The organism is Streptomyces sp. JLSY215 (assembly GCF_059682825.1).
Map to the genome: position 1 here is coordinate 4,705,389 of NZ_CM185022.1, position 18,432 is coordinate 4,723,820.

Here is an 18,432-nt window from a genome sequence, read left to right on the forward strand (position 1 = left end):
CTTCGACTATCCAAACTATTTGGATAGTCGAAGCCAGTGCCATGCGGGAAGAGCAGGGGAACTGGGGGTTTCTCATGTCATCGATCAGCTACCGCGACGCGGTCAACGATGCGCTGGAACGGTTGGACGACCTCGGATACGAGCGGGGCAAGGGGGTCGATCTCGCCAACCACGGCCCGATGGGCGCCGAGGCGCTCGCGCTGCTCGGACAGGAGGACGAAGTCGCCCGGTGGGTGGAGCGCTACCGGCGCGCGATGGAACACCACGAGCCGCCGGCCGCGCGGTTCGTCCTCGACCCCGCGGACGAGTCCTCCTGGCGCCCCGCCCTCGGGGACTTCGGCCGGGCCGGGGACTGGGAGCGGCTCTTCGAGCGTGAACTGGCCGAGGGACACTGGCGGGACGTCCTCGCCCGGTGGTGGCCGCGCCTGCTCCCGGGCCTGTTCGCCGGGCTGACCCATGGCGTCATCCGCACCGGCCACGCGGTCCGCGGCCTGTCCGCCGCCGGCGGGGCGCCGACCCGCCTCCAACTGACCGAACTGGCAAGGGGTCTGTCGTACTGGGCCGCCCGCTACACCCCGCTGCCCGGCGACCCTCGGCTGAGCGGCCGCCACGAACTGTCCGCCGCGATCGCCGCGCTGCCCCGCATGCCCCAGGAGGGCGGCCTGGGTCCGGGCACCGCCCGCGAACGCCTGGAGACCCTCGACCGGATGCCCGGCTACCACGAGGCGCTCCGGTCGCTGACCGCCGAGCAGGCACCCCGGCTGCTGAGCGAGATGACGGTCCAGTTCGCCGACGTCTACCTGGGTCACCCCGAGGTGTACCCGGTGCCCCTGATCCACGGCGTCACCGCGCCCGCCGCCGTACGCCTGGTCCTCCCGCATCTGCCGCCCGAGATGCAGCTGCCGACGGTGGCCCAACTGTGGCAGGTGCAGGCGGCGTTCCTGCTGGCCTTCACCGTCGACCGGCGCGGGGAGGGAACGGAGGCCTGGCGTGCGGAGTTCGCCGAGGAGCCGCCGTCGACGGCCGAACTGGGCGCGCGGGCCGCCGAGCACGGCGACGAACACGTCATCAAGTTCACCGAAGCATGTCTGCGGGAGTACGCGCTGCGGCCCGACCCCCGCTACCCGGCCGCCGCGTACGCGGCGCTGCGGCGGATCGCCCGCCTCGACGGCGGCGGCGGGGTGGGCGGCCTGCGCGCCGACACGCCGTAGGGCCGACACGCCGTAGGGCCGACACGCCGTAGGGACGGCGCGCGGCGTGGTGCAGTCCTCGGCGACCCCGCTGCTGTCCGTCGAGGAGATCGACGAGGCCGCCAGGAAGAGCGTCGACTTCCGCCCGCCGGGCAGCTGACCTGCACCGCACCGGTCCTGCACTGCACCGCATGGACTCTGCACCGTACCGATGCGCCGGTGCCCGCCCGGCGGATCCGGCCCTGCGGAGTCCGCCCGTCAGGAGAACATGATCACGAACACGATCACGATGAGCGCGGCGAGCACGCCGAAGCCGGTTGCCACCACGCAGCCCGGCCTGTCATTGAGCGCGGCGAACCGGGTGGCGAACGCGGGCCGCTCCGGCGCGGCGGGCCTGGGCTCCGGGGGAGGGGCGGACACCGGGGCGGACACCGGGGAGGTGAGCGGCGTCGGGGGAGGGGTGGACTGAGCAGGGGTGGTCTGGGGAGAGGGCGACTGGGGAGGGGCGGACGGTGCGGGGCTCCGGTTGATCACATCGCGCAGAATCTGCTGCCACAGGACGGGGGGCAGGTCGGGGGCCCGGCCGTTGGCGGGCGCGATGATGCTCTGCCAGAGCCAGCTGCCCGGGGTGGGGTAGCGGTCCCGGTCGATGCGGTGCAGCAGCTTCTGCAGATCGTCCAGATGGCGTGCGTCCCGCGCCAGCGGGGCGACGGCCCAGGTGAAGAGCTCGGCCGCCCGGCGGGTCATGGCCGCCCTCGAAAAGGGTTCCACGCCCTGCCCGTTCGGGGGGACGTACAGGTTGTTGCGCAGCACCTCGGTGCACAGCTCGTGCTGCATCGCCGTGTCGCGGGCCCGGACGCGGTGCTCCTGCCCCAGCTCGTCCAGCAGCAGTTCCACGGCGTCCGGCGGCAGCTGGCCGGAGCGCAGCTCGTGCAGGAGCAGACGGTCGGGCTGCGTGCGCAGGCGCTCCGCCAGCGGGCCGCGCTCGGTGGAGTTCAGGTGCTGTTGCGCCCGCAGGTCCTCGGAAAGCGTGCGCGGCGGGAGCGGGTCCGCCGCCGGGTAGCCGGTGCCGGGCGCCGTCGACCGGGGGGCGGCTGTGGGGTGGGAGGGCGGCGGGGGCGGCGCGGGCGTGGGTCCGGGCGTGGGTGGGAGCGTCGGCGGCGGAGGCGCGGGGGCGGGCGTGGGGGCGGGCTGGGCGACCGGTTCCGGAGCCTCATGGACCGGTTCGTGGACATGGACCGGTTCGTGGACCGGGGCATCGACCGGGGCATCGACCGGGACATGGGCTGGTTCGTGGACCGGTCCGTGCGCCGCTTCGCGCGCGGTGTCCTGCGCCGTTTCCCGTGCTGTCTCCCGCGCCGTGTCCCGCGCCGTCTCCGGTGTCCGTCCCCGTGGCGGTTTCTGCGCCGGTCCCCGTTCCGCGGCCGGTCCCCGTTCCGCGGCCGGTCCCCGTTCCGGGGCCGGTCGGCGGCGTGGTGGGGGGCCGGACCAGCGGTCGGTGTCCAGGACGTCCTTCAGCAGGGCGCGCCGCTGCGCCCAGTCCAGCGCCGCACCGTCCGGGAGCCCCTCGACCAGCTGCGGCACACCGGGGGCAGCCGGCGGGTACGCCAGGAGGTGCTCCACCAGCCGGTTCGCCGCCCAGAGCTCGAACGGGACATGGGCCGGCTTCCGGCCCGTGAGGCGGGCCAGCGGACCGGAGGCACCGGTGTCCGTCTCCCAGCGCGGGACACACATCAGACGCAGCTGATGGGTGTCGACCGTGTCGTACGTGGCGAACGTCCACTCCTGTCGCAGCCAGCGGCCGAAGAGCATGAACAGCCCGTGATACACCAGCGGCACCGCCTCCCGGTCCGGCCAGCCGGGCAGCTCCTCGTCCTCCGTGAGCAGCGACACCCGCTGCGCCGGATCGCGCAGCCACTCCGCGGTGACCAGCACCAGCGCGTGTTTGACCGTCGGCCACTGCTCCTGCATGACGTCCAGCCGCGTGCGCGCCAACTCGTCGAGCTGCGCGCACTCCACCATCTCCTGCGGCCCCGAGGCGTTCTCGGCGGACGCCCGTTTGCCCCAGCCGCCGTACGCGAGCCCGAGGCAGAACCGGGCCTTGAGGATCTGCGGATCACCGATCAGTACATGGCTGACCGTGCTGGGCCGGCCGCCCGGGTCGGTGGTGGGCCAGCGCTGGACGAGCATGACCTCGCCGTCGCGGGAGAGGGTGCGGACGACGCTCTGCCGCGGGGCCGCCGTACCGGACACCCACAGCAACGGGCCCAGCTCCCGGCCCAGTTCCTCGGCCCGCTCGGCCGGGCAGGAGTGGGCCACGGCCTTCATTCCGGTGCCCTGGCGGCCCTGGTTGCCGTCCCACCGGAAGACCACTTGGTGCACCGAGCCCTGGAAGTCGCTCACTTCGCGTCCTCTCCGACAGATCTTCCGGCTTGCGACGGCGGCACCGCGTCCTCCGCGGACGCCGTGCCCACGGCGAACGCATCGGCGCCGCCCGGTACTTCGATCAGTCCGTGCATCGCCAGCAGCGACAACAGCGGCTCCAGCACCCGCCGGGGCCTGGCCCCCGCGGGATAGCGGCCCTGCTCCTCCTGGCCGCCGGTGGCCGACGCGACGTGCAGGGTGCACCGGCGGATCGCGTCGAAGGGGCGCAGCCACGCCTGGCCGGAGTGCCGGCGCAGCAGCCCGTAGACGTCCCGGCTCTCCGCGCGCACCAGCGCGGGGTCGAGCGAGGCGGGCGGCGCCTCGTCCAGCCATCGGTCGACGGGCGGCTGGAACCGCAGGAGGTCGGCCTTGGCGAGCACCATCGCGGCCGCCACCTCCAGATAGGGGCCGTTCTTCGGCAGCCGGTCCAGGACGGTGCCGAAGGCGAGATCGCCGTCCCGGTTCACCTCCAGTCCCCAGCGTTTCCTGGCGTGGTCCAGCTGCGGCAGCGGGAGCGCCAGCGCCGGGTCGACGACGAAGATCATGGCGTCGACCCCGAGCAGGAAACGGAGCGCGGCATCGGTCCGTACGAGGTCCTCGCCGCCGAGGTCGAAGAACGCGACCGGGCGCACCTGCCCGCGGGCGTCGGTGATCAGCAGGGACTCCACGAACCGGGCGAAGCCGTCCAGGCCGAGGGCGCCGGTGTGGTCGAGGACCTTGCCGTTGCGCAGCGGCTGGACCCGCTCCCGGACGAAGCGCGCATGCTGCTCCGGGTTGACGGACTGCCACTTGAGGCCGAACGGCTCCAGGCCGCCGTCGGTGATCTCCGCGATCATCTGGGTCAGCAGATGGCTCTTGCCGGTGGAGGACTGGCCGACCATCGCGACCGTGAGCGGCCGGCCGTGGGTGAGGTACGGCACCGGAATGAAGTGCTCGGGGAAGTCCGGGTCCGCCGTGCACTTCTGGACGGCGCCGCGCATGACGTCCTGGAGCCGCAGGGCGTTGCTGATGCCCGAGACGTCCAGCTTCTGGTACTGCATCTTGCTGTCGGTGTCGAACAGCGACGCGAGATCGAGCTGGATGGACTCCAGGCAGTACGGGCAGAGCACCTCGCCGTTGCCGCGCCCCGCCGACCCGTTGGGGGACTCGGCGGGGGGCGTCTGCCGTTTGAGCCGCAGCGTCTGTGCGAACGCCGCCCGGTGCGGGCGCGTGTCGTCGGCCGGCACGGTGAGCGCGATGCGCCGGGCGGCACCCGGGGCGAGGCGCTCGAGCAGCCGGGCGGGCGTCGGCCGGTCGGCCGCCAGCGGGGCGAAGGCGCCCCGCAGGGTCTCGGCGAGCACCCGGTGCCCGGCGAGATCGGCGGGTGCCCGGTCGGTGGGACCGGGCCGCCCGGTCGCCAGCTGGTAGAGCACCTGGGCCGCGCTCCACACCATGTCCCGGGAGTCGACGAGCCCCTCCCCGCGGCGCTGTTCGGGCGGGCCGTAGGGCGCCCGGCCCCACGGGGACCTCGGCCGCCCGGCGCGGGCCACCGCCTCCAGCCCCCAGAGCTGGACCGAGGCGCCGTCCCAGAGCACGGTGGCGGGCGAGATACCGCGCAACACCAGGCCCTGGCCGTCCAGCAGGCACAGGGCCTCCAGCAGACCGCGGGCGAAGACCGGCTGGTCGGTCGCGGACATCACATGGGTACGCACGGCCGCCGCGCCGCGCGGCGCGACGTACAGCAGGAACGGCTCGGCCGTGTCCAGCTCGTAGCCGATGATCTCCGGGAAGAGCACCGCGTGCTCCGGGTCGTCGAGGACCCGGAGCAGCTGCAGGGCGGTGCTCGCCTCCGTGTCCAGCAGCGCGCGGGCCTCCGGGTTCGCCGCGTCGGCGGCGGTCAGACGCACCTGGACGCACTGCTGCCGCTCGTCGCCGAGCAGGCCGTTGCGGATCCGCTGGGGCAGCAGCGGATCCCGGCGGGATTCGGGGCCGAAGCGGACCGGGGCGGTGCGGCGCCGCCCCGAGGGGGTGGTGAAGGTGAGTGTGGTCACCAGCGGTCGCCGTCCTGTCGTTCGTCCTCGTCCGGCCAGTCGTCGCCGAGCCGTCGTGCGCCCTCGTCCGGCCAGTCGGGGTCGGGGTCCTGGTGGGGCCGGAAGGTGTCCACCACCCCCATCCGCAGCGGGGTGAGCCGGATCAGGCCGGCGTACCGTCCCGACGAGGTCCACAGCGCCTCCTCCGGCTGGCCCGAACCGCTCGTCCGCCAGGCCGACTCGACCTCGCCGCGCACGGCCTCCGGAGCGAATCTGATCCACACCACCGCCGCCGGGTCGCGGCTGAGCAGAGCGCCCTGCTCGGGCGAGGACAGCTGCACCACGGCCCGCCGTTCGGCCTCCGCGCCGACCAGTTCGGCCAGCCGGTGCGGGTCGGTGCCCAGCAGGTTCGCGGAGGTGGTGCGGGTGCGGTGCCCGGCGGCGAACGGGGGCGGGGCGAGCACCCCGTTGAGCTGGAGGTGACGACGGGCCGTCGACAGCAGCTCGCGGACCCGTTCCTCGGTGCGCTGGACGGCGAGGGTGCCGGCCTGGCCGCGTTCGATGGCGCCCCAGTAGGGCGCCATCGCGGCCATGGCGGCGTCCGCCAGATCGTCCGCCAGGGTGGCGACCAGCTTCGGCCCGCCCTCGCCGCTCTCGCGGTCCAGCCAGCGCGGGATCCCGGCGTCCGGGTCGTCCGACGGACCGGCGGGCCGGGCGGAAATTTTGTCCTCGGCGGGCTTGTCCCCGCCGGGCTCGTCCTGCCGGGCGTACGCACTCGCCCAGTCGCCGCCCCCGTCGTCGGACGCGGCGAAGTCGTCGCTCTCCAGGGCCGAGACGCTGGAGAGCCAGTCGTCGTCCTCGGCGTCCGGCTCCGTACCGGACGCATCGCCCTCGGACGCGTCCTTGCCGAACGCGTCCATGGCGAACTCATCGGTGACCGCGGGCCGTTGCCCCTCGGTCCCGGGCACCGCCTCCGCGTCCGCGGCGGCCGCCGTCGCCCGCAGCATGCCGGCGACGGACCGGGCCGCGTCGGCGCAGTACAGGCGTTCCTCGGCGGCCCAGTGCTCGCCGACCGCCTTGGCCAGCAGGCCGTCGAGCCCGTCCAGGGCCCGGCGCAGCGCGGCGGTCCCGTACCCTCCGGCCCAATGGTCGGCCGTCGCCCGCCAGAGCCGGCGCGCCGTCTCCACCGCGACGCCGAGGCCCACGAGCAGCGCGAGGGTGCTCAGCCAGGCCGGGGGCCCGGTCAGGTACGCCACCAGCACCCCGGCCATGGCGCCGGCCGGCGCCGCGACGCGGTGGCCCACCGGCCAGCGGTCCGGGCGCCCCTCGCCCCGCAGCCGGGACGCGCCGAGCACCGCCACGCCGAAGAAGACCAGCGGGACGAGGATCGCCAGCGCCATGAGGGGCCCCTGCCACAGCGCGCCGAGCAGCCCCGCCACGGCCGCCGCCGCCGGGCCGGCCAGGGAGCCCGGCGGCGGGGCGCCCGCCGCCCCCGACTCCCGGGCCACCGCGGCGGCGGAGTATTGGGCGAGCCGGGGCCGCAGCGCCGCACCCGGCACCGGCTCCACCCGCCCGGCCAGCCCCGTGAAACGCTGCGCCACCGTGCGCAGCGCCAGCCCCTGCCCCAGCAGCTTCCCGGCGAACTCCCGCAGGCCCTCGCCGATCCGCTCGCCCACACCCCCGGCCGAGGGCACCCGCAGCCCCAGCGCCGCGAGCCGCGCCGCCGCCTCGGCCGCGGACGGTGCCGCGCCGGAACCGCCGCCGTGCAGCGCCGTGTCGACGAGGTCCCGGTACTCGTCGAGCGCCCGCCGCGCCCGGTCGAGATCCGCCTCGAAGTCCATTCGGCGGGTGGGACTCAGCAGCCCGGGGAGGGCCCGCAGCCCGGCCAGCGCGTCCTCGGCATCGCCGAGGGCCTCCGCGCACGCCCGGTACGCGCCGTCCGCCGCCCCGCCCGCCTCCCGGTGCCGCTGGTCGTGGCCGCCCCGGCCCGCCACCAGCCCCCGCAGCGGCTCCGGCAGATCGGCGCCGGACCCGGCGGCCACCGGCAGATCCGGTGCGTGCTCGGCGTCCTCGCCCGCGAACCGGGTGAGCGCATCGCGCCAGGCCCGGTCGCGCACCTGCGGCGGCAGGTCCTGTTCCAGCAGCCGCACCCCGGGCGCCGCGACCGTCTCGGGCAGCGACCCGATGTCGTCGAGCACCCGGAGGTAGACATCCGGCACCGACAGCACGTCCACCAGGACCGCCAGCGCCGCCGGGTCGTCCGGCGCGGGCTGCTCCAGCGCCGTACGGGCGGAGCGCAGATCGCCCGCCCACAGCAGGGCGGTGCCGGAGCCGCGCAGCACCGCCGGCCGCCTCAGCCGCCGGTCCGGCTGGAACGGCTCGTCCTCACCTGCGTACGAACCGGGCGCGCTGCCCACCAGCAGGACCAGGATCCTGACCTCGCCCACGGCCCGGTAGGCGGTGAGGAGTTCGTACTGCCGCTGATGGTCGGTCAGCCCGGCCGGGGTGTCGACCACCAGGAACAGCGGGTGGTCGGGTTCCGGCAGTCCGGCCCGGCCCAGCTGCCGGGCGACCTTGGCCCGCAGGGCCGGGGCGGTGGCGAGTGCCGCCGCCCCGCTGCGCAGGTCCAGGTGGATGATGGCGCCGACGTCCTCGGGCGTGATCACTCCGCATCACCGTCCCACGGGTTGCGGCGGGAGCGGTCGCGGTCGCCGCTGTCACCGTACGGGCGGGGGGCCTCGTCGTCGTCCCAGGGCGCCGACGGCCGGTCGGCGCCGCCGGAGTGGCCGTTGAGGCGGTCCCTGGACGAGCGCGGGGGGTCGTCGCGGTACGTCTCGCGGTCGTCCTCGCGGCCGCCGTACCCGCCGTCGTGGTCGTCCGCGGACTCGTGCCGCCGGGACCCGCCGGTGCCGCGGGCCCGGTACGCGTCGAGCGTGGCGCCCGGTTCGGTCCCCCAGTCGTCCTCATCGGCCGCGGGGCGCCGGGGCTCCGACGGCTTCTTGCGGCCGCGCGGCGCCGGATCCCCGCCGCGTACGTGCTCCAGCAGCGTGCGCAGGGTCGGCTGGACGGCCCGGTCGCCACTGAACTCCATGTCCAGCGCGGCCGGCAGCGTCTCCGCCCAGAACTCCCACAGCGGCCGGACCCATCCCTCGACCCGCGCGCCGCCGCGCTCCCGGCGCTCCTCCAGCAGCTCCAGCTGACGCGGGGCGATCTTCTCGACCAGCTCGACGAAGAGCGGATGCGGTTCGCTGCCGTTCTCGGTGAGCCCCAGCGGCTTGGCGCCCATCAGCTCCTGGCAGTAGTCCCCGACGGTCCGCTCGGCGTCGAGGACGGTCCAGCGTTCGTACGCGCGCAGCAGCTCGGCCCAGCTCGACACGCCGCCGGGGAAGTCCCCGAGCCGCAGCCGCACGCCCGGCACATCGCTGCCCGTCTCGGGGAACAGCCGCAGCCGCACCCGGGCCGGCGACACCCGGTCACCGTCCACCACCTCCACCTGGCCGTTCCACATGCAGCACAGCAGCTGGTGCAGGATGGTGCGGCGGTCCTCCTCGGTGCTCACCAGCCAGCTGTCCTTGTAACCGGTCCGCTGACGCCACCGCAGTACGTCCCGGGCCTGCTCGGACTCCTTGGCCCTGGCCCACTGGCGCAGCACCTTGCACGCCTCGGGCACCTGGGTGAGGCCCATCTCGCTGCGGAACAGGACCACGGTGATCGAGTCGGTCTCCACCCCCCGGTACTCCACGGAGTTCTTGGCGTCGGAGGGCAGCGGCAGCGCCTTGCCGAGGTACTCCTTCACCTCGTCCACCGCCTGGACCCGCGGATAGGTGACGAGGGCCCGCAGCGGGCCGGTGCCCTCCGGGGTGAAGCCCACCGGCAGCAGCCCGGTGAGTTTGCGGGTGAAGAGATCGAGGGCCTCCTTGCTGACCTGCTCGGCGGCGTCCGCGTCGCCCGCCGCCGCGGCCAGCAGGGTGCTCATGGCGGGCAGCAGGGGGCGCTCCTCGAGGTGCGCGCCGTGCTCGGCGAACAGCCGGGTGATGCGGCCTTCCAGCTGTGCCTTGACGGCCGACACCGCGGCGTCCGGGTTGCGCCGGCTCATCGCGTGCACCTGGCGCCACAGGTCGCCGTTGACCATCTTCAGCAGGAGCGCCGCCTCGTCGTCGTGCTCGCGCAGCCCCTCCCGGCGGATCAGCCGGGCCACCAGGTCCTCGTAGAACTGGTTGATCGAGCGCTGCGGCGGCAGCAGGTAGGAGATGCCCGTGCGGTCCTCGAAGAGGTCGAGCGCCTTCTGTTCCGAGACCTTCTGCTCCCGGTCGGAGTGCTTGAGGAAGGCGTTCACCAGCCGCCCGAGGTCGGTTCCGGCGGCGTTCGCGTGCGGCTGCCAGCGCTGCTGCTGCTCCCGCCAGGCTTCGTGCCAGATGCACCGGCTGCGCCACTCGTACCAGGCCTCCTGCTCCCGCAGCACGGCCTGCACATCGGCGTCGCCCCAGCGGGCCGGTGACATGCCCGCCAGCCGGCCCTTGATCCGCGGGGTCTTGGGCGGCTGTTCGGTCACACCCGGCCGGCGCGGGGGAGTGGCGGCGCGACTGCCGAGCATGCCCAGGAAGCCGAGCCGGGCGATCTGTTCGTCGCTGCCCGGAACGCCCCTGACGACCCGTTCGGCGAGGAAGGGGTCCTCGCTCTGGAGCAGCTTGTCGATGGCGGGGTGCGGGGAGAACCGGTCGGCCATCGAGGCGGTCTGCCGGGCGGCGACCGACTGGAGATCGGACAGCAGGCGCTGCATATCGGCGAGCCGCTCGCCCAGCGCCACCTCGATGGCGCGGCTGCCGCGGGGCAGCGGATCGGGGTCGGGGACGGTCAACTGCCGCCGTTCCCAGAGCTCTTCGAGGTTGGAGTCGATGAACAGCTGCCGCACCAACGGCACCGCGGATTCCCGCAGGAGACTGCGGGGCCGCTCCACGAGCTCGGTGACCGCCTCCCGCAGCAGCCGTCCGGCCACCAGGTCGGCCAGCTGGTCCATCGGGGCCGTCATGGAGGCCACCAGACTGGTGGAGACGCCCTGCCGTCCGATGCCGGTGGGGGACAGGGAGCCGCGCTGCACCCCGCCGTTGATGAAGCTCGACGCGAAGGTCTGGGAATCGTCGTCAGCGGTGGTGGTCTTGCCCTGGGAGCGGCCGTCCCCCAGCTCCGTGCCGATCAGCGACATCACCAGCGACACCATGGACCGGCGCAGATCGTCCCGGCGGATGCCCGCGGTCGGACTGAACAGGAACGCGGTGGGCAGAATGCCGGGGCGCAGCCGGATCGGCGTCACGCCCGGGTAGCGGATCCCGGCCCCGGCGTCGTGGTCCAGGTCGCCGACCTCGCCGTCCTCCGACGGCGCGTTCTGGTCGTCGACCAGCCGGAACAGGTCCACCAGCGCGCGGGCCGCGTTGAGTTCGGCCTCCCGCCCGCCGCCGGCGGTCGTGGGGAACGAGGACGGCATGACGACCAGCGGGTAGATCTTCACCCCGTCGAACCGGCGCATCTTGAAGGCGTGGTTGATCAGGTGCAGATAGTCCAGGAAGATGCCCGCCCCGGTGCCGCCGGCCACCGAGAACGAGACGAACACATCGCAGCCCTTGACCTTGCCGCCGCCGAGCTCGCTCAGCTCACCCGCCGACTTGGCGATCGCGTCGATCGCCGCCAGCAACGGCTCCAGGACCGGGGCGAGGCTGTGCCGGAGCGTGGCGAACAGCGCGGCGCGCCCGACGGTGGGCAGCTGGCCGGCGCCGTTGTGGAGCGGGGCGACCTTGGGCTCGTCCAGGCGCGGCGGCAGCCAGTCGGCGACCTCCTCGCGCAGGCTCGCCCGGAGCATCTTGGTGACTTCCGGTGAACTGTCGAAGTTCGGCAGCAGATTGTGGGTGGCCCGGGACGTGCGGGCGTACGCGGCCCGCAGCGACGGGTCCACATTGAACTGCGGCAGCCGCTGGAGGTCGTTCTCGCTGTAGTCCGCGTACACGAACTGGAGGCAGTCGGGCAGCTGGTAGGGGGCGTGGCCGCCGAGATGGCTGAGCGCGACACCGTCCGGACCGCACAGCTCGGCGCGTAGCCTGCGCTCCAGTTCGGCGCCGACCAGGCCACCGGTGCCGCCGAGGCCGACGAAGAGCATCGGCTGGAAGATTTTCATGGTTTTCCTCCCGTTACGGCCGTACCGGCGGCCGGTTCGTCCTCGATACGTCCGTGGTTTCCGCGCGGCACGGCGGCCGCGCTGTGGTGCCAGGGGCGGGCCGGCGACGCACCGGCCCGCCCCGGTTGCGTCACTCGTACGACTCGTAGGTGCTCCCGCTGCCGCCCTCGTCGGGCGCGGGCGTGGGGGTTGCCGTGGTGGTGCGGGACCGGAACCGGGAAGGCCGCGACCGGCGGGGCTTCGGGGGGCGGGTGTCCTCCCCCAGGGACAGGCTCAGCGTGTCGGTCAGCGGCACGCTGCCGCTAGTGGGCACCCGGGTCCGTCCGCCGCCGCGCTTGCGCAGCACCGCCCCGCCCTCGGGGCTGCGCTGGACGGCGTACTGGCCGTGGTTGTGGCGCTCGATGCGCGGGTTGCGGTGGGCCTCGACGACGGAGAACGCGTACCACTGCTTGTGGCCGTGTCCGGCGAGGTGATCGTTGAGCACGGTGCCGTCCTCGGAGACCAGTTGCAGCGTCAGACCGTTCGGGTCCCGGCGGCTGCGGCGCTGCCGCAGCCAGGCCAGGACCACCACGGTGACCAGCGCGATCAGGGCGGCGGCGGAGAGGAACGCCCACCAGTACTTCGCCCAGATCCCGGGCTCCGGCGTCACCCGTACCGAGAAGGGGGAGCGCACCAGCGTCCGGTCGTGGTCGGTGGTGTCGACGACCGTGACGGTGCCGCCCAGCCGCAGTTCGCCGTCGTCGAGACGGCTGCCGAAGACGCCCTCGGGGCCGACCTCGGCCGTCACGTTCCGGGTCGCGGACTCGCCGGGCTTCACCGTGAGGGTGGCCGGAGTGACGGAGAGCAGACCGGGCCGCAGGTCGGCGACGGACAGCCGCAGGGTGTGCGGGGTGTCGCTGGTGTTGTGGACGGCCAGCGTGCCGGTGACCGTGTCGCCGGGGTGGGCGTCGGCGTCGGGCAGGGTGAGCGCGGTGGTGACGGGCAGCACGCCGGGCGCGACCTCGCCGCTCTCGCAGCGGGTGTCGGCGTGCAGCCCCGAGGCCGTCAGCGTGCCGCACACCTTCAGCGCCCCCTCGGCGCTCTTGGGGATCGTCACGGAACCGGTGAACGAGCCGTCGCTCGCCTTGGGATCGGGCCCCTTGCCGTCGTCGGTGAGGTGCAGCGGCAGCGGCGCGAACCCGTCCCCGGTCAGCTGGGGGCGGACCCGCAGCCCCGCGTAGTCGCGCGGGTCCTCGATCTCGTAGCCCTCGCGGGTCTGCAGCCGCATGGTCACCGTGGTCTTCTGTCCGGCCTGCGGCGACGGCGGGTCCATGGTGATGGCGCCGCGCAGCTCGCCCTGCCACAGCACGCTGACGCCGACGGGCAGCGAGCGGTGCCCTTCGGGGGCCTCGGCCTTCACCTTCCAGACGCCGGGCACCGGGTCGGTGATCTTCAGCGCCTCGACGGCGCGGCCGGCGCCCGCCAGCTCGAACCGCGAATTCCGGTAGGTCCCCGAGGTGGGGACCTTGTGTCCGCTCGGGTCGTAGTAGGTGACCGTCACCGCCGGGTCGCTCTTGTCGACCACGATGCTGCCCACCGTCGCCAGCGGCGAGATGCCGATCTCCAGGGTGGCGGGCGGCCGCTTGCTGGTGCCCTGCTGGTAGCGCAGGCAGTGGGCGGCGGCGAAGACCTTCTCCAGCATCGGGCCGACGTCCTTCGCCCCGGAGACCTTGCCGGCCTTCGGGCGGGCGGAGGGCAGTTCGACACAGCCCTTCTGGTATCCGCCGGCCGCCATCCGGTCGAGCTGTGCTTTGTCCGGAGCCGGCCCGAAGCCCAGCGGCCAGATCTGGACGCCCTGGGCGGCGGCGGCCTTGAGCTCCTGCGTCAACTGCCGTTCGCCCTCGGCCTTGCGGTGCGCGGCGTCGCCGTACTTGGGGCTGCCGGTGACGTCCATCTCCCCGTCGGTGAGCAGGAACAGCACACGGGGCACCGACGGGTCGGTGTTGGTGCTGAGCTCGTGCACTCCCTGACGTATCGCGCTGGGGAAGTCCGTGCCGGTGCCCTCGTTCTTCTTACGGCTGCGCAGCTTGCCGACGCACCCGCCGATCGACTCGCGCCCCGCCGCGTCCAGCGTCGTCCGCGGGCACACCGGGTCCACCGCGCGCTGGTCACCGGACTCGGCGGCGGCGAAACCGAAGACCGTGACATGGGAGGACGAGGAGACGTCGCCCAGCGCGATCCGCGCGGCGGCGGCCTTCTCGGCCTTCATGTCCGCGGGCGCGAGGCTGGCGGACTCGTCCACGGCGACCGCGTAGTTGACCGAGGCGAAGGCCGGCCTGGTCGCCGCCACCGGCACCGGATCATGACCGGCCGGTGCCAGCAGCGACACCAGCACCGCGGCGCCGCTCAGCGCGGAGACCACACCGCGGCGCGCCCAGCCCCTTCTCGTCTGCCGTTCTGCCCTGACTGTTGCCACAGCCGTCCCCTTATTTCGTTTCTGCGTGGTGTGCGTGGTGGCGGGCCGTCGTCGACGGCGCGGGCGGGCCGCGGGGTCAGCGCGCGGTCAGACTCCAGGCCATCGCCAGCGCCGCCGAAGGAGCCAGTGCGCCCACTCCCCAGCGGATGGCGCGGTATTTCGCGGACAGGATCGAGCTGACGTCCACGGCCTGGACGAGCAGCCAGCCGGCCGGATCGCGCCCGGCCTCGGCGACCTCGGCGGACAGCCGCGCGAAGTCGAGGGGAGGCAGCAGGTCGCCGAAGAACGTCACCCCGTCCCGGCTGCGGACCGTGCCGGTACGCGGCATCAGCGCCCGCACCAGCGCGGTCACCGCGACCGCCCAGAGCGCCCCCGCGACGATCAGCGTGACGCCGGCCGGCCCGCGCCAGTCGGGTGCGCCGTGCCGCCCGATCAGGAACGCGGGCAGCGCCAGCGCCCCGGAGAGCAGCACGGCCGCCTTGGAGTCGGCCCGGCCGAGGTCCTCCCGGACCGTGCTCAGCAGCCGTTCGGCGATGCGTTCCCCCGCCCGGTCATGGCAGTGCAGACCCCCGTCCGGCACCGGCACGATCGGGTCGGGGGAAGCGGGCGCCCCGCCGTCGGCGGTCATCAGTCCTCCCCCGCCCAGGACCATCCCTCGTCCCGGCCACGGCTGCGGCGGCGCGGCGGCCGCGGCTCGGAGTCCTCGTCCTCCGCCCGGTAGGCGCGCCGCTCCGCCCGGGAGGACGGCTCGTCCGCCACCCAGTCCGGGGTGAACGGCTCGGGCTCGGCCGGCTCCAGCTGCGGGGTGTCCCGGCGGGCGGGCAGCGAGCCGATGGGCCCCTGGACGCGGTGGCGGCCCTGGTTGAGGAGCTCCAGCGCCTGCGTCTCCACGTCGTTGGACTGGATCTGGCCCCCGGCGACCATCGAGAAGAGCCGCTCGACGCGCTCCTTCTCGTCCTGCCTGCCCTCCTGGCGGATCTTCTCCAGGAAGTCCTTCGCCGCCTCCGGCTCGGCCGCCAGCATGTAGCTGAGCTGGTCCAGCTCGCCGCCCTGGAGCATGGCCCGGAACTTGTTCTGATGCACCCGGGTCAGCTCGGCCGAGGCGTGCGCGTCCCGGATGCCGTCCATGTGGTCGATCGTCCGGTCGTCCACCCGCACGCGGACGTACAGCCTTACCCGCAGCCCGAGTTCGGCGCCCAGGTCGGCCCAGCGCCCACTGGCGCAGTCCTGGGTGATGGCGCGGTCGGCCTGTTCGCCCTGGGTCACCGGGAACTGGGAGGAGATCTCGCGCAGCCGCTCCAGCGTCGGGGCGGTGAGCCGTTTGGCGACATCGGTCACGACCTCGGTGGCGACCAGATGGGGATCGGTCACCGTCCAGTGGATGTCCACCTCGGCCTTGAAGAACGTGGTGCCGCCCGCGGCCGGCAGCTCCATCTGGAGCGTCGTCTCGAACATGCCGAGCGCGATCTCGCAGACCGTGTGCGGCCGGGCCAGCGCCCGCTTGTTGTGGTGCTGGACACCGGAGACGGTGGCCACGCTGTGGCCGCCGTTCCGGTAGAACATCACCAAGGCCGTCCGGGCACTCGCCTGCCGGATCGGACCCGTCGGCGCGTACTCCCGCAGGAACGGGCCGGCCGGACTCTCCGCCGCCACGTCCTCGTCCTCAGCCATGTGTCTCCTCCTCGTCCGTCGCGCCCGGCCGGTCCCGCGGCGGGACGGCGAGCCACCACAAGGAGCGCGCCTGCGCGTCGGGGAGCGGATTCTCCGGATCGTTCATCATTCGGCGCAGCAGCCAGTCCAGCCGCCGCCGGTCGTGCTCCCCGGCCGCCAGCGCGGGCAGCAGCGCCGCCAGCCCCGGCCGGGTCCACTCGGCGCCGTCCTTGCGCACGGCCGAGCGCAGCAAGGACTCCAGGGCGTCCATCGCCACGTCCCGCGACCGCGGGGTGTTCAGCGCGGTCCACATCAAGTCGGCCATCGGGCCGACGAGTTCGGGCCGGGTCGCGGCCAGGGCCAGCGGCAGCGGCCAGTCCGAACGGTCGCCCAGCGGGGACCCCGGTTCGTCGTCCAGGACCTCGTCCACCTGGGTCACCGCGAGCCGGACCGTGGTCACCAGGCCGAGGTCCTGGTACGCCTCGCGCTTGTGGTGCGTCCAGTCGGCCATCCGCCGCAGCACCCGCGCGCTGTCCGGCAGCGCCAGCAGCCGTACGACGTTGAACGAGGCGACCGCCAGCTGCTCCCCGTCGTCGCGGACCGCGATCCGGGCCAGGGCGTCCAGGGTGTCGTCCGTGGTGGCCGCGGCGTTCCCGTAGCCCAGCGCCATCGCCGCGGTCCAGCGCAGCGGCTTGGTGCCGTACCGGCTCCAGTCGTCGACCAGCTTGCGCACCGCCTTCCGGTGCGAGGCGTGCCCGGCCGCCTGATCCATCGTGGTGGCCGCGAAGACCCGCCGGCGGGGGGTGGCCGCCTCGGCGAGCGGCCGGATCAGCTCCGCGTAGCCGTGGTCGAAGTCCCGCACGCTCAGCTCCCCCGCGGCCACCGCGGCGCGCATCCACACCTGGGGGCGCGGATCGTCCGCCAGCAGCCGCAGCCAGCGCACGACCGGCGCCCGGACGGGGAAATGCCGCGCCCAGATCTCGGTCAGCACCGCGGCGGGCAGCGCGGACCCGCGGTACCCGATCAGCTGAGCGGGCACCTCGGCGCCGGCCACCTCGACCCGGCCCTCGGTCAGTACGGCCCGCGACAGCGCCAGGTCGGATTCCGGGTCGTCGCAGAACAGCGGGCGGGCCGGGGTGGTGTCCGGATCGCTCTGTACGGACAGTTCCCAGGTCAGCAGGTGGGCGGCGGCAGCCACGGCGCTGTGCGGGACGCCGCCCAGTACGGCCAGCGCGATCCGGAACGCCACCGGGTGGAACAGGGCCGCCGTACCCGGCCGCCCCGCGCCCCCCTCCGCCTCGGCCGGGGCCGCGGCCGGCGCCCGGTCCACGCCGGCGAACCACTCCTGGGCCTGCGCGGCGGCCAGGCTCCGGCATCCGGCCAGCAGCTCCTCGTAGGAGACGTTCCCCAGCAGATGCCCGGCCAGCAGCGACGCGAGCAGCTCGGCCTCGGCCGGGCGCAGGTCCGTCAGCCCGACCGCGTCCTTGACCGCCGGCCGGTCCGCGAGCTCCTCCGCCCGCGCCTGGAGATCCGCCGGCCCGGGGCCGTCCGGGGCCGCGGCGGCGTGGTTCTCCAGCCGCTCCCGCAGCCGGGTGGTCAGCAGCTCCTGGGTGGGCGCGGGCGGGCAGAGCATGCCGTACCGCCCGGCCAGCAGCGGGTTCGCCGCCGAACCGACCGCCACGACGATCACCGCGAAGGACCGGCGTCGGTCCAGGGCCGCGGCCAGCCCGTCCAGGTCCATCGCGTCGGGCGGCGGCGCGCCGGGCTTGAGCTCCAGCAGATAGCCGATGCCGGACTCGTTCTCCCCGGCCTCGCCGCCCAGCGAACCGGCCAACTGCCGTACCCCGCCGTCCGGATCGACCCGCCGTACCCGGGATCCGTCCTCGGGCCGCGGGCCGTCGCCGTCCACCGCGAGCGCGGTGACCTCGTCGAGGAGGGAGAGCGCGGTGCTGGTCCGCCCGGTGCCGGGTGCGGCGCCGAGCACCAGGAGCCGGCGGGCGCCGAGCGCGGTGCGCAGCAGCAGGTACCCCTGCGGCTCCACATGGACCCGGCGGAGCCTGCGCAGCTCCTCGACGGGCACGGGTCCGCTGCGGATCCCCGCACCGGACCGGTGGGCGTCCAGCCGCAGATGGATGTCGCCGATATGGGCGCTCTGGATGTACGAACGGTCGAAGCTGTTCAGGTCCCGGCCGGTGTCGAACAGCGTCCGGGTGTCCCGCCGCGCCCGCGAGGCCGCGGCGAGATCGGTGGGCCCGGCCCCTGCCCCGTCCCCGGCCCCCTCGCCGTGCTGCTCCTCCGCGAGCGGGTCGCGGGTGTACTCCTTGAACCGCCCCGCGGCCCGCTCCCGCTCCTTCTCCGCGTCGCTGCTCTCCGCGTCCTTGCCCTCCGCGGACCCCCCGTCGCCGTCGGCCTTGCCCTCGTCCCCGCGCGCCCGGTCGTCCCTGGCCTTCTCGTCGCCCTTGGGGGCCCGGGCATCGGCCGCCGGCTTCTCGGGTGCGCGCTCGGGAGAACCGCCCGCCTGCTGCTCGTCCGCCACCT

Annotated in this window: 9 protein-coding genes; 1 reads left to right on the forward strand and 8 read right to left on the reverse strand. The window is 74.4% G+C overall.

Going from position 1 to position 18,432, the window contains the following annotated elements:
- Nucleotides 1-74: 74 nt before the first annotated feature.
- On the forward strand, nt 75-1,211 hold the full coding sequence (locus AC5677_RS21105) for a questin oxidase family protein (protein WP_497189481.1): 1,137 nt from the start codon (nt 75-77) through the stop codon (nt 1,209-1,211).
- A 237-nt stretch (nt 1,212-1,448) separates the two neighbouring features.
- Here the strand turns inward: AC5677_RS21105 and AC5677_RS21110 are convergent, their stop codons facing one another.
- The 8 genes from AC5677_RS21110 to AC5677_RS21145 form a co-directional block, all read right to left on the reverse strand.
- Complete coding sequence (locus tag AC5677_RS21110; RefSeq protein ID WP_497189482.1) at nt 1,449-3,593, reverse strand: hypothetical protein; 2,145 nt, start codon at nt 3,591-3,593, stop codon at nt 1,449-1,451.
- Nucleotides 3,590-5,644, reverse strand: coding sequence for a hypothetical protein (locus AC5677_RS21115; protein WP_497189483.1), 2,055 nt, complete (start codon nt 5,642-5,644; stop codon nt 3,590-3,592). Before AC5677_RS21115 ends, AC5677_RS21110 begins: the two co-directional genes overlap by 4 nt.
- Nucleotides 5,641-8,289, reverse strand: coding sequence for a hypothetical protein (locus tag AC5677_RS21120; RefSeq protein ID WP_497189484.1), 2,649 nt, complete (start codon nt 8,287-8,289; stop codon nt 5,641-5,643). Before AC5677_RS21120 ends, AC5677_RS21115 begins: the two co-directional genes overlap by 4 nt.
- Nucleotides 8,286-11,789 (reverse strand): tubulin-like doman-containing protein, encoded by a 3,504-nt coding sequence (locus tag AC5677_RS21125; RefSeq protein WP_497189485.1) that lies wholly within the window; start codon nt 11,787-11,789, stop codon nt 8,286-8,288. Before AC5677_RS21125 ends, AC5677_RS21120 begins: the two co-directional genes overlap by 4 nt.
- A 130-nt stretch (nt 11,790-11,919) precedes the next feature.
- Nucleotides 11,920-14,244, reverse strand: a complete 2,325-nt coding sequence (locus AC5677_RS21130; RefSeq protein ID WP_497189486.1) for a VWA domain-containing protein — start codon at nt 14,242-14,244, stop codon at nt 11,920-11,922.
- A gap of 76 nt (nt 14,245-14,320) precedes the next feature.
- Nucleotides 14,321-14,872 carry a Pycsar system effector family protein gene (locus tag AC5677_RS21135; RefSeq protein ID WP_497189487.1) on the reverse strand — a complete coding sequence of 184 codons (552 nt, stop codon included), beginning with the start codon at nt 14,870-14,872 and terminating at the stop codon, nt 14,321-14,323.
- A complete protein-coding gene (locus tag AC5677_RS21140) occupies nt 14,872-15,915 on the reverse strand; it encodes a hypothetical protein (protein WP_497189488.1) in 1,044 nt (347 codons plus the stop codon). The genes AC5677_RS21135 and AC5677_RS21140 overlap by 1 nt, the downstream gene beginning before the upstream one ends.
- Nucleotides 15,908-18,430: a hypothetical protein gene (locus AC5677_RS21145; protein ID WP_497189489.1), complete on the reverse strand. Its 2,523-nt coding sequence runs from the start codon at nt 18,428-18,430 to the stop codon at nt 15,908-15,910. Before AC5677_RS21145 ends, AC5677_RS21140 begins: the two co-directional genes overlap by 8 nt.
- Nucleotides 18,431-18,432 lie beyond the last annotated feature (2 nt).

Excerpts from the sequence above, each read along its gene's own strand:
- AC5677_RS21105 (WP_497189481.1), top strand. The coding sequence starts at position 75 with ATGTCATCGATCAGCTACCGCGACGCGGTCAACGATGCGCTGGAACGG.
- AC5677_RS21125 (WP_497189485.1), bottom strand. The coding sequence starts at position 11,789 with ATGAAAATCTTCCAGCCGATGCTCTTCGTCGGCCTCGGCGGCACCGGT.
- AC5677_RS21135 (WP_497189487.1), bottom strand. The coding sequence starts at position 14,872 with ATGACCGCCGACGGCGGGGCGCCCGCTTCCCCCGACCCGATCGTGCCG.
- AC5677_RS21140 (WP_497189488.1), bottom strand. The coding sequence starts at position 15,915 with ATGGCTGAGGACGAGGACGTGGCGGCGGAGAGTCCGGCCGGCCCGTTC.